This window comes from Neisseria sp. HMSC058F07, assembly GCF_001810035.1.
Classification (GTDB): Bacteria; Pseudomonadota; Gammaproteobacteria; order Burkholderiales; family Neisseriaceae; genus Neisseria; species Neisseria perflava.
The window spans coordinates 7,197-19,541 of sequence record NZ_KV799671.1 but is presented as its reverse complement, the minus strand read 5'-3'; the positions used below and the strand labels follow the sequence as shown (position 1 = coordinate 19,541).

Genomic DNA, 12,345 nt, shown 5'->3' with positions numbered 1-12,345 from the left:
TGGAATTTAGGGCTAATCTACGTCAGCCCCATTATTTATCCAGCTACGTCATACTATATTTTGCGTTTTTGAAGTGGTTTTAGTGCTATCTTGTGGTTTCTAAACTTGCAAAAATCGCCTATTTATTTTATAAATGCAAACCATTTTTATTCAAATAATAAGGTTGTGTAATGAAAAAGAAAGCGATTGCCTGTGTAATAGGGGCGGTTTTTTCCGGACAGTTATATGCGGCTCAGATGCCGGTGGCTCAGGCAGAAATAGAGCCTGTGGTGGTTACGGCCGACCGCAATGCGCAAACCTTGGATAAAGCCGCGCCGAATGTGTCGGTTATCGGGCGCAAAACCTTGAATCAAGCCTCGGCGCAGAATTTGGACGATATCGTGATGTATGAATCCGGCGTCAGCGTGCCGTCAGACAACAACCGCCGCGGTCATGCCGGTATCAATATCCGAGGCATAGACGGCAACCGCATTCTGATGATGGTGGATGGCGTGCGCATTCCCGAATCTTATGCAGGCGGCGGCTCCAACGGCGCGATTTCGGGACGCGATATGGTCGAAAGTGACACGCTTAAGCAGGTCGATATTGTTAAAGGTCCTTATTCCGCGCTGTACGGCAGCGACGCGCTCGGCGGCGTGGTGAACATGGTCACGCTCTCGCCGAGCGATTTTGTCGATGTGGACAAACGCGGGCATTTCAGTTTGAAACACGGCTACCGCAGCCGCGACCGCAGCCACGGTGTAACGGCGACAGCCGCCGGTTTCCATGAAAACGCCGAAGGCCTGTTGATGCTGACGCGCCGCCAAGGACACGAAACGAAAAACATGGGCGGCGACAAAAGCTACTCGACTTCGCGCACCGCCACCAACCCGCAGAAAAACAATGCCTACAATATCTTGGCGAAGGGCAATATCGGCAACGAACACCACCGCTTTGAAACTTTGTACGAACAGTATTACCACGCCAACGATACCGTATTGGCAAACGGCTTGGGTTCGCAATCGCGCGGACCGGTAACCATCGCAACATCTGAGAGCAATGCCCGCGACCGTATCCGCCGTCAACGCATCGAAGCGGGCTACCGCTACACTGGCGAAGGCCGTCTGAAAGAAGCCAACCTGACTGCCTATCAGCAAAAACTGCGTACGGAAGACGATGCCGTCGATGCGAGCATTACGCGTATGGGCGCGCGCCAATTAGGTAACTCGACCCGTTATTCCGACTACGGTTTCAATCAGACCATACGCGGGCTGAACGGGCGTAGTGTGTGGGAGTTTGACGGTGCGGTCAAACAAACCGTCGTTGCCGGTGCCGAATACAAACACACCGAAACCGCCCGTCCGCGCGACAGCCTGACAGTGGACAATCTGACCGGCGCCGTCAGCAAAGTTTATGCAGGCAGCACCTATCCGAATAAAACCTTCCCCGACAGCAAGCGCAAAACGTTCAGCGTTTACGCGCAAGACAGCCTGACCTTCGGCAACGGCATCGTTCTAACCCCGGCCTTGCGTTACGAAAAAGACAAGCTGAACACGTCGACCGACCAAGCCTATCTCAACGCCAATCCCGGCGGAACAGCGACGCGCTTTGGTGATTCCGCGTTTACACCCAGCCTGCGCCTGAGCGTGCCGATGGGTGAGCAGTTCACCGGTTTTGCCACTTATTCCCAAGGCTTCCGCACGCCTCCGTTTGACAGCGCGACCATGGCGTTTGCCAATACGACCTACGGCTATGCCGTCATTCCCAATGCCAACCTCAAATCCGAACGCTCCAATAGCTTTGAATTGGGGATGAAATTTAAAAACGAACGCGCCCGTGCGCAAGTCACCGCGTTCTACAACCGTTACCGCAACTTCATCAACCGCACTGAAATCGGTACCTCCACCGTTGGCAGACGCCCGATTATCCAGTACCAATATCAAAACCTTGATCACGTCAAAACCTACGGTGCTGAAGCTTCTGCCGCCTACAAATTCCTGCCGGGCTGGCAAGTCTCCGGCAGCATCGCTTGGATGCGCGGTGAGCAGCAGGACGGCAAACCATTGGATTCCGCTTATCCGCTTAACGGCGTTTTGGGTTTGGATTACACGCAGGAAAAATGGGGTGTCGGCACCAAGCTGCGCTGGTCGAAAAAACATAGCCGCGTCAGCAGCGACACTGTTTTCCAAGCACCGGGTTATGGCGTATGGGATGTCGGCGCGTGGTACAAGCCGTTTAAAAACCTCGAAATCGGCGCAAACATCTACAACGTCGGCAACAAAAAATACTGGCAGCACGCCGACGTTGCCGGCATGAGCCGTACCAGTGTGATGGACTTGCACACCGAAACCGGCCGTAATTTCGCCGCAACCGTACAACTGAAGTTCTAATGTGATTTAACCGTTTTCAGACGGCCTGAGAAAGCGAGCAGGCCGTCTGAAAGCATTCGACAAGGAAAATAAATGAAACTCAAACTCCTTCTGCTTTCCGCACTTATTTCGTTGACCGGCACTGCACACGCGCAACGCATCGTCGTGTTGACCCCCGATACGGCAGACATCGTTGCCGCGCTCGGCGCATTGGACGAAATCGTCGGCCGCGATCAGACCGTTCAAAATCCGGCATTGAAAAACAAGCCCAGTATCGGCATTCATCGCCGCCTGACGGTTGAACCGATTGTGGCCGCCAAACCCGACATCGCCATCGGTTCATGGATGGCGCAGCCTGCCGATATTTTTACCCACCTGCAAAAAGCAGGCATTAAAGCCGTCAATGTTGCGCCCGATGACAGCATCGCCGCCTATCCGCAAAGTATCCGCAACATCGGTCAGCTTATCGGTAAAAGCGCGCAGGCGGATAAGTTGGCCGGTAAGTGGCAGGCGGATATGAAACAACAGCCTTCCAGCGGCAAACGCTACCTCTTCAGCTACGACGGGCGCATCGTATCGGGCAAGAATACTGCCGCCGACGAAATCATCCGCCGTGCCGGCGGTATCAATGCCGCAGCCGCCATTGACGGCCTCAAACCGATGACGCGTGAGGCATGGATTGCGGCCAAACCCGACATCATCATTATTGCCGACCACAACACCGCCATGATAGGCAACGTCAAAACCTTTGCCACACGCCCCGAAATCGCCGGCTCGCCTGCCGCGAAAAACGGCAAAATTTATTTGTGGAAGGCCAACGATATGTTCCGTTACGGGCTGGATACGCCGCAAGTGATTCAGCGTTTGCACGGTTTGGCGAAATAAACGCGCCTGTTTTGAAAACCCTGCCCGATTTTTGTTTTCAGACGGCCTTGATTTGTTCCTTCTTGTTGAGGAGGCAAAACGGCTGTCTTAAAAATGCCGTCTGAAACCGTCCCTCAATCCGCTTAAACCGCATGATGTCATGAAACCGCATACCCTTACCCTCTGCCTGCTGCTAACTGCCGCCGCCGTTTATTTGTGCTGCGGCATCGGTTTTGGTGCGTGGGAGTCGCCGTTGGCGATGGATGAAACCGTCCGCCAAATCCGTTTACCGCGCATCTATACCGCGCTTTTGGTCGGAGCCGGTTTGTCCGCTTCGGGTGCGGCATTGCAGGCTTTATTTGAGAACCCGCTGGCCGATCCGAGTTTGATCGGGACATCGGGCGGGGCGGCCTTGGGCGTGATTGTGCTATTGGCTTTGGGCGGCGGCGCGATGGGTGTGCCGGCGGCGGCTTTTCTCGGGGCATTGGGTGTGTGCCTGTTGATTTTGGCGGTGCACAAACTGCTCGGCGGCGGTACTTTGGGATTGCTGGTGTTGGGGTTTGTGTTGAGCGCGTTTTCGGGTGCGGTGGTCAGCATGATTTTGTTTTTATCCGACGATTTGGTATTGCGCAGCGCGACCACATGGCTGTCGGGCAGCCTTGCCGAAGCCGGTTTCTCATCGCCTGTCACGGCAATCGCGGTCATGTTGCCCGGTTTTCTGATTTTGCTGTCGGCAGGCAGGCGGCTGGACGTTTTGATGACGGGGGAAGACACGGCTGCCAGTATGGGGGTATCAGTTGGGGCATTGCGTGTGCAAACCGTAATCGGCGCGGCATTGATGACAGGGGCGGCGGTGTCGCTTTCGGGCATCATCGGTTTTCTTGGCATGATGATCCCCAATGTGCTGTCGCAAACCGTCGGTGGCAGCCGCCGTAAACTGCTTGCGCTGTCGGCTTGGTTGGGCGCAGTGTTTTTGATGGTGGTGGACGGAGCGGCGCGCTGGCTGACATACCCTGTCGATCTGCCGGTCGGTATCGTGATTGCCTTATTGGGCGGACCATTTTTCATGTATTTGTTTATCAAGCCTTTGAAAAGCCGTTGATGCCTAAACAGGCCGTCTGAAACTTTATTGCCCCATATCTTTCGCCATGCACACCTTATTTCAAATCTGTAATCTTTCCGTCCGCGTCCAAGACAAAACCCTGCTTGAAATTGATCAACTGGATATACCTTCGGGCATGACCGTCATTATCGGCCCGAATGGCGCAGGCAAATCTACTTTGCTACGGGCCTTAATCGGGCAAACAGGGCAGGGGGGAATCACGCTTTTCGGTGAGGCCGTTGCGCCGCAAATCCGCGCGGGCAGGGTGGCATGGGTCGGGCAGCATGGCCGTTACAACATGCCGATGACCGTACGCGAATACATTGCGTTGGCGTCATTCGTACAAAAAGGCCGTCTGAACCATGAATGGGCGGATGAGTTGCTCGATTATTTTGATTTGAAGGCATTGGCGGATAAGCGTATCGGCAAGCTCTCAGGCGGCGAACAGCAACGCGCCAACATCATCCGCGCCCTGTTGCAAAACGCGCCGGTCTTGCTTTTGGACGAACCGTGCAACCATCTCGATATCCGCCACCAACACCGCCTGATGCAGTATTTGGTCGGGCATTCAAACCGTGCCTCATCAATAATGGTATTGCACGATTTAAACCTCGCCGCGCGTTATGCGGAACATATTATTTTGATGAATAAGGGAAAAGTCGTTGCATCAGGAAAGGTGGGCGAAGTGATGCGCCCCGACTTGCTTGAATCGGTTTACGGTTGGCAGATACGCCGTTGCGAAGATGAAGCAGGGTTTTATTTCAGAAGTTGAGCGCCAAAAGGCCGTCTGAAAAACGATAAAGAAAATTTATTTTATCGTTCAAAAATAAAACGAGATGGGAGGATGTTCCCGACTTGAAGAACCAAATTTTGCGCATTTCACAAGTAAAATGCCGATTTCCATCAAATAGAAATATATTTTATTATTTATAGAATACAATATTTTAAAATAATACTAATTTTTAATTACACAAAAATATTGACAAGAAAATGATGATGGTTATTTAATATATAAATCTTATTAATAATTTTTATTAATCACTATCATGGTACAGCAGCTTGTTTGGACTCCGAAACAATCCGCGCCCAAGGCATTTCCCGAACGTCAGGCATTAATGCCCGTTTGGGGCGGTGTTCCAATGCCGCGTCCCCAGTGGCAGAACATTTGGAAGAAAAAGCTTCCCCATGCCACCGATGTGGACGCGCTTGCTTATCTGCATATTCCATTTTGCGCCAACCATTGCGTTTTTTGCGGCTTCTACCGTAATGCGTGGAAGGACAGCCAAAGCAGCGTGTACACCGACAAAATTATCGAAGAAATGGCCGCTGAAGCCGAAGTCCGTACAGGCAAGGGCAAAATCCGAGCCGTTTATTTCGGGGGCGGTACGCCGACTGCGTTGCTTACGGAAGACCTCGTCCGCCTGATTCGTGCCTGCTACCAATATTTGCCTCTTGCCGAAGACTGCGAGTTCACCATCGAAGGGCGCATGAGCCATTTCGGTTTGGAAAAAGCACAGGCCTGCATCGAAGCAGGCGCCAACCGCATTTCCATCGGCGTGCAAACCTTCAATACCGCCATCCGCCGCCGTCTCGGCCGCAAACACAGCGGCGACGAGGCGTTTGAATATTTGGCAAAATTGTGCGAACTCGATGCCGTGATTGTCGCTGATTTGATGTTCGGCCTACCCAATCAAACCGATGAAGTTTGGCAAAACGATATCGCCCGCGCCGCCGAGCTGCCGCTGTCCGGTTTGGATACGTATGCGTTCAACCTTTATCCCATGCTGCCCATCAACCGCATGATTGAAAAAGGCGCATTTCCGACACCGCCGGGTTTCGATATTCAGGCAGACCAATATGCCTACACGGTTGAAACACTGCTGGAAAAAGGCTGGGAACATGTCAGCAACAGCCACTTCGCCTATCCCGGCCGCGGCGAGCGCAACCGCTACAATACCCTGATCAAATCTGACATTCCCTGTTTGGCGTTCGGCTCCGGCGCAGGGGGTAACTTCGGCGGTTTCAGCTATCAGGTGCAGGGCGATTTGGAGAGTTATCTTGCTACGCCGAAAGGCGAGAAAAACATCGCGTTTATGAGCGGCCATAGTCCAAATAAAGCACTGCTCAGCAAAGTTCAGCACGATATTGAAACAGGCCGTCTGAATCCATTATTGTTTGACGGCAACAAAGCAGCGCAAAAGCTGATTGCCCAATGGCAGGAAATGCAGCTTTTTAAAGAACCTGATTCAGACGGCATTATCCGTTTGAATACCAGTGGCCGTTATTGGTCGCCCACCCTTATCCGCAAACTCATGCTCACTCTTCCAACTCAAGAAAAGGATCAAACCATGCAAAAACTTTCAGCCGAACAACAAACCATGTTGCGTCAATCATTGGAAAAAAATCCCGGCCAAGTACTGGAAATGCTGGCCGCGCAAAACCAATGCAGTTTTGAAGACGTTATCCGCTGCCTGCCTGAAGAGAACGTGCGCCAAACCGAAGGCAGCCGCATAGTCGAAATTCTCCAAGCCGTTGCCGCATGGAATGAATCCGTTACCTTCATCGCCCACACCCCCGATGCCATCGTCGAAGTCAGCGGCAAACTGCCTAACGGCAAAGTCGGCCGCGGCTTCTACAACTTTGACCATCCCGAAACCGACGGCGGCGTACACGGCCACATCTACTATGAAAACTGCGCCTCCATCTACCTTTTGGAACGCCCGTTTATGGGTAAAGCCACTTGCTCGCTCAACTTTATCAACCGCAACGGCGGCGCCATGTTTAAAATTTTCGTCGGCCGCGATGAAGCAGGCGAGTTGAAACAACATCAAATCGAAGCCATGCGAAAACTGTTTGATGCCGCTTAAACGGTTTCAGACGGCCTGAAAATCCGTTCCTTGCCGCGTAGAGGAGCGGATTTTCTAACAATAAACATCTACCATACAAAGGAGCCCCAAACATGCAACTCATCTTCGGAGCCAACGGCCCGTCCGGCCGCGCCTATATCCGCACATTGACTGACTCAGCCGATACCGTCGCCGTATTAAGAAAGCCGTCTGAAGACAGTTTTTTTGTCGAACACAATATTCAAACCGTTGTCGCCGATGCGCTTGATGCCGACGCGCTCGATAAAGCGTTGGCACAATACCATCCTGATACCGTGATCAGTTTTGTCGGCGGCAAAAACGAAGAGGGTATCCGCAGCGATGCGCTGGGCAATATCAACATTATTGCCGCCACGAAAGCCGCCAATCCGCAAGCCCGCTTTGTACTGATTACCAGCATGGGCTGCGGTGAACAATGGGACATGATGAGCGAGCCGTTCAAACAGGCACTAGGTGAAGCCGTCCGTGCCAAAACAGAAGCCGAAATCTATCTCAAACAAAGCGGTTTGATTTGGACCATCCTGCGCCCCTGCGGCCTTGCCGATGGCGAAGATAATGCCTATACCTTGACACAAAATGCCCAAGAAATTCCGCAAAAATACATGACGCGCAACGGCTTGGCCGCTGCCGTTGCTGCCATTGTCGGCCAAGCGGACAGCAAGGGCGAAACGTATAGCGTTGGTGCGGCATAACCGGATTGAATAGATTGTCCACTTTCCATTGTTAAAGTTGGAGTAGGTAATTGATTAGTAGCCGATCAAATAATAAAGGATTTGCTGAGAAAAGACTGGGAGATATAAATAAAAGGCCGTCTGAAACATTTCAGACGGCCTTTGATTTTTTACTTTATTCTCCAAATACTGCCTGATCGAAACGTTCAATATAGGCGACTAAATTTGCTTTGGTTCTTGCATATAGCGCAATTTCAGTGTCGATGGGGGTAAGAATCAGGTTTGCAACAACAGGCACGATGGCCACATCAACGGAGGTTAATTCTTCGCCGAAAAAGTAGCGTTTTGTGCCTAAGTAGTTGCTAATGGCGTCTAAATCTCCTTTTCCGAAGGCGTAAATATCAGATTGTGTGTGTCTTCCGATACCATGTCCGTACATTTCTTTTTTCGCGTTTTCCTGTAACACAGCAAAAATCGCTTCGGTTTGTTCGGTCGGCATGCCATCAAACATTGCCTTCATCATAAATGGTTTGCTGAGAGGATCGACGAAACGGTTATATACGACCATCCAATATAAATGTTCTTCTGTCATACGGCGAAAGGCTTCAGCAATCGCTTTTTGTTCAGGCGTTAAATGTTTATCTAAATCAATGCCGTAGGTTTCGGTTAGATAACGCTGAATGAGAGAGCTATCAGGGATCAACTTCTCGCCATCCTGCAATACCGGAACTTTGCCTTTAGGCATTTTGCTGAGATCGGCAACATATTCTTTTTCGAAATCTAAGCCGGATAAACGCAGCATCGCTTCAGTTTTCCAAGCGAAAGGTGATGAACTGCGAATTTTACCTTCACCGGGTAAAGTAAATAATTTAAGCATTTTGTTTTCCTTTCATTATTTGTTATTCAAATACGGTTCTACAATAGTCCAAACAGCCGGGAAGTTCAAGACAAATACCGGATGTGGCGCATTAGGGATAACGGATAAATCGGCATTCTGTGTCATGCGATAGGCGTTGATGACTGTATCCAAGGGTGCATTGGCATCGTCTTCGCCAACCACAAACAACACCGGCGATTGGATCTTACCAAATGTCTCTTTGCCAACTTGGGTGTTGTCATAATTTTTCTGCGCATTGTCAAACCACGTTGCCGTTTGTTGTAGGTTGGGGCGAATGCTTTGTTGCATTTCCCAATAACTTGGATCTAACTGGCGGATTTGTTCATAGCTTGCACGTTTATTTCCCCCGCCTTGAATAAAACCACGTTTCCATTCGCCGGCACCGATAGCAATAATTTTGGCTGCCTGTTCGGGATAATCGGCAGCAAAGGTGAGGGCGGTATAAGCGCCGTCTGAAAAGCCGAGCAAATCCACTTTACCGTTAATTTGTGCGGCTTTTAATACGGCAAGCACATCAGCCGCTTTTTGTGCATAAGTTGGCGCAACACTGCCGACTTCAGATTTGCCATGACCGCGTGTACTGATGGCGATGACTTCATGATTTTGGCTTAAACGGTCAATAAACTCGCCCATTTCAGCTGTTGAACCCACTAATCCGCCATGCAAAACAATTACAGGTGAGCCTTTGCCATAGCGTTCAAAATAAATTTTCGCCCCATCACTTGCCGTCGCATAACGACCAACTTTTTCATTGTTCCCATAAGGCACTTGGCTATGGTAGGCAGTTTCATTTTGTCCAAAATAGCGCAACGGTTCACCGGCAAAACTGCTCGTTGCAAGAGTGGCGAAAAGTACGCTAAACCCTAATTTTTTAAATGCTTTCATGCTGTTCTCCTGAGTAAAGTGCGGTCGTTTTTTTAGGGTTTTGATGATACGCGCAGGTTACATGTCATATTCGGGTTTACGTAACAGGTTCTCTACATTTGGCTCAATTTCTTTGTCCCAAACCTTTTCTTTCCATTCATCATCCGGAATTTCAGTGTAGGCAATAGTGATGAATTCTGCAGGCGTGTTTAGACGCTCGCTGGCAAAAGCCGTTAAATCATCTGCAAAGGCTTGCAATTCCTGTTCAGACAGGTTCTTTGGACAACATTTGATATTGATATGTGGCATAAAGTACTCCTTGCTTCATCTGTTTGTAATGAAATATATTGTATATTACTTTAATTAACTTGATAATCTATCAAATTAAATAAACAGTTTTAAGAAAGGCTTTATAATGGAGCAATTCAAACTTATCTATATTTTTGCCACCGTGCTGCAATACGGCAGTATGAATGCCACCGCGCCGCATTTGGGCATGACCGCCAGCGCAATCAGTCAAGCCATTCGCAAGCTGGAAAATCATTACGGCGTCAAATTGCTTAACCGCACCACACGCAGCCTCACGCCGACGGCAGAAGGGCGGCAGTTGCAGCAATACGCCCGTCAATTAACCGACTGGCACGATGCCGTTGAGCGCGAAATGGGTATTTTGCAAACCGAACCGGAAGGTGAAGTCCGCATCAGCCTACCGACCGGTTATAGCGCGGTTGAACCGATGAAACGTACCGTGCAAACCTTACGACATCGTTACCCAAAAATTCGCTTAATACTCAATGAAAACAACCGCTTGGTGGATTTGCAAAACGATACCGATATCGCTATCCGCGTTGTTTTACATCCTGACGATCCCGACAGCATCGCGCGCCCGTTGGCACAATGGCAAACCTTGATTTGCGCTTCACCAGACTATTTGCGTGAACACCCCATTGCCCAGCCGCAAGATTTACTCAATGCCGACTGGCTTAATCACAATAGCAATGTCCTGCTACACGCATTCAAGTGTTTAGGGCTACCGGAAACGCTGCCCGAAAATCGCACCGATTGCCCAGATTCTTCACTGGTCGCACGAGAATATGCCTGTGCCGGCATGGGGTTGGCGGTGTTGCTTTCTGGCGATGTGGCGCCTTTGATAGAAAATGGTCAGTTAAGCATTGTATTACCTGAACACACACTTCCCACCCGCACCCTTTATGCCACCACCGCACATCGCACCCAATCAGCAAAAGTACGCACCGTATTGGATTGCTTAATGCGTTGTTTTGGTGAAGAAAAGGGATTGATAAAAAGTGCTGGAAATTGACCGCACTTTGTTATTAAAAAGGCCGCCTGAAATTTCAGACGGCTTTTACTTTTAACGCATCCACAATCAACTTAAACACATTGGAATGCCCGCGGCGGCTGGGGTAATAGAGGTAAAGCGGATCGTAAGTGATGGCATACTCGGGTAACAGCTCAACCAACTGCCCAGAATGGAGTGCGTCTGCGGCGATGATATGTGGCAGCCAAGTGATGCCAAGGCCGTCTGAAACGGCTTGCAGGCGCAGATGATTGTTGATAGAAAACTGCGATTTTGGTGTGAACGTAATCAGCTTTTTTTTATATTTGAATTCCCATTGAATTTCCGTGCCGTGTTCGGCGGAGAGCTTCGCACCGATAAGGCGGTGCTGCTGCAAATCATCAATATTTTTCAGCGAACCGTATTGCGCCAAATAATCGGGCGAGGCGACCAATACCATTTTGAACGGCGCAGAAATCGGTACGGCAATCATCTCTTTCGCTACCTTGTTACCTAACCGAACGCCCATATCAAATCCTTCTTTCACAATATCTGCCCAACGATCGTCCACCACGATTTCCAAGCGGATTTTCGGGTATTGGTTCAAAATCGGCTTTAATTTTGGATACAACACGGCTTCCGCTGCCATCGCCGGGGCGTTGATGCGAATCAATCCCGATGGCGTATTCAAAAAATCATTTAATGCATCGACTTCTTGGTTTATGGCTTGATAAAGTGGGAAAAGTTGATCGAAAAGCTGTTGCCCGGCTTCGGTCAGCGATACATTGCGTGTAGTGCGGTTGAACAGACGCAAATTTAGCCGCATTTCTAAATTTTTCATGCTATGACTCAACGCCGAAGAAGAAATCCCCAAAAGTTGCCCCGCTTTCACAAAACTCTGCGTTTGCGCCAGTGTTAAAAAATAATTCAGTTCGTTAAAGTTCTGCATTTTCTCTTTAAACTCTTTTTTATTAGTGAATTTAATTCATTACATTATAAAGATAAACCCTATTTATCTCAATAAAAACAAATCATAAAATGACTTCAACTTCTGAGAATAAACAGAAGACAATATCCGTAAACATCACATCCTTTTTTTATAAATTATTTATTCTAGGAGTAAAAATGAACATTTTATTATTAAACGGTGGTAAAGCTTTCGGTCATTCTCATGGTGAGTTAAACCACACGCTTCACAAAAAAGCAAAAGAAGTTTTGACCGCACTTGGACACAATGTAAAAGAAACTGTGATTGATGCTGGCTATGATGTTGAGGCAGAAATCGAAAAATTCTTGTGGATGGATGCCGTGATTTGGCAGATGCCTGTTTGGTGGATGCACGAGCCTTGGACAGTGAAGAAATACATAGACGAAGTATTTATCGCTGGACACGGCAAGCTTTACCACAGTGATGGC

At 49.4% G+C, this 12,345-nt stretch carries 12 protein-coding genes; 8 read left to right on the top strand and 4 right to left on the bottom strand.

The genetic code is table 11. The features are described 5' to 3' along the window. Positions 1–170 precede the first annotated feature (170 nt). The 6 genes from HMPREF2696_RS02250 to HMPREF2696_RS02225 all read left to right on the top strand — a co-directional run bounded on the left by HMPREF2696_RS02250 (position 171) and on the right by HMPREF2696_RS02225 (position 7,891). On the top strand, positions 171–2,369 hold the full coding sequence (locus HMPREF2696_RS02250) for a TonB-dependent hemoglobin/transferrin/lactoferrin family receptor (protein ID WP_070587634.1): 2,199 nt from the start codon (positions 171–173) through the stop codon (positions 2,367–2,369). Between the two features lie 72 nt (positions 2,370–2,441). After that, a complete protein-coding gene (locus HMPREF2696_RS02245; protein WP_070587631.1) occupies positions 2,442–3,233 on the top strand; it encodes a heme/hemin ABC transporter substrate-binding protein in 792 nt (263 codons plus the stop codon). Positions 3,234–3,372: 139 nt separating this feature from the next. Further along, positions 3,373–4,314, top strand: coding sequence for a FecCD family ABC transporter permease (locus HMPREF2696_RS02240; protein WP_070587628.1), 942 nt, complete (start codon positions 3,373–3,375; stop codon positions 4,312–4,314). A gap of 46 nt (positions 4,315–4,360) precedes the next feature. Further along, positions 4,361–5,086 carry an ABC transporter ATP-binding protein gene (locus HMPREF2696_RS02235; protein WP_070587626.1) on the top strand — a complete coding sequence of 242 codons (726 nt, stop codon included), beginning with the start codon at positions 4,361–4,363 and terminating at the stop codon, positions 5,084–5,086. A gap of 274 nt (positions 5,087–5,360) precedes the next feature. Then, positions 5,361–7,181 (top strand): heme anaerobic degradation radical SAM methyltransferase ChuW/HutW, encoded by a 1,821-nt coding sequence (hutW, locus tag HMPREF2696_RS02230; RefSeq protein ID WP_070587623.1) that lies wholly within the window; start codon positions 5,361–5,363, stop codon positions 7,179–7,181. Between the two features lie 92 nt (positions 7,182–7,273). Continuing rightward, positions 7,274–7,891, top strand: a complete 618-nt coding sequence (locus HMPREF2696_RS02225; protein WP_070504912.1) for an NAD(P)H-binding protein — start codon at positions 7,274–7,276, stop codon at positions 7,889–7,891. Positions 7,892–8,045: 154 nt separating this feature from the next. Here HMPREF2696_RS02225 and HMPREF2696_RS02220 read toward each other — a convergent pair whose 3' ends face one another. The 3 genes from HMPREF2696_RS02220 to pptA are packed head-to-tail and all read right to left on the bottom strand — an operon-like array spanning position 8,046 to position 9,941. Next, positions 8,046–8,747: a glutathione S-transferase family protein gene (locus tag HMPREF2696_RS02220; protein ID WP_070587620.1), complete on the bottom strand. Its 702-nt coding sequence runs from the start codon at positions 8,745–8,747 to the stop codon at positions 8,046–8,048. Between the two features lie 15 nt (positions 8,748–8,762). Next, a complete protein-coding gene (locus HMPREF2696_RS02215; RefSeq protein WP_049336078.1) occupies positions 8,763–9,653 on the bottom strand; it encodes an alpha/beta fold hydrolase in 891 nt (296 codons plus the stop codon). Between the two features lie 57 nt (positions 9,654–9,710). Next, positions 9,711–9,941 (bottom strand): tautomerase PptA, encoded by a 231-nt coding sequence (gene pptA / locus HMPREF2696_RS02210; RefSeq protein WP_004520543.1) that lies wholly within the window; start codon positions 9,939–9,941, stop codon positions 9,711–9,713. A 106-nt stretch (positions 9,942–10,047) separates the two neighbouring features. On the opposite strand from pptA, the gene HMPREF2696_RS02205 reads away from it, so the two are divergent. Next, positions 10,048–10,953, top strand: a complete 906-nt coding sequence (locus tag HMPREF2696_RS02205; protein WP_004520542.1) for a LysR family transcriptional regulator — start codon at positions 10,048–10,050, stop codon at positions 10,951–10,953. Between the two features lie 34 nt (positions 10,954–10,987). On the opposite strand, the gene HMPREF2696_RS02200 is transcribed toward HMPREF2696_RS02205, so the two are convergent. Next, on the bottom strand, positions 10,988–11,878 hold the full coding sequence (locus HMPREF2696_RS02200; RefSeq protein WP_049336075.1) for a LysR family transcriptional regulator: 891 nt from the start codon (positions 11,876–11,878) through the stop codon (positions 10,988–10,990). A gap of 176 nt (positions 11,879–12,054) precedes the next feature. On the opposite strand from HMPREF2696_RS02200, the gene HMPREF2696_RS02195 reads away from it, so the two are divergent. Continuing rightward, positions 12,055–12,345, top strand: a 291-nt coding sequence (locus HMPREF2696_RS02195; protein WP_210383753.1) for an NAD(P)H-dependent oxidoreductase, incomplete at its 3' end; no start/stop codon positions are given.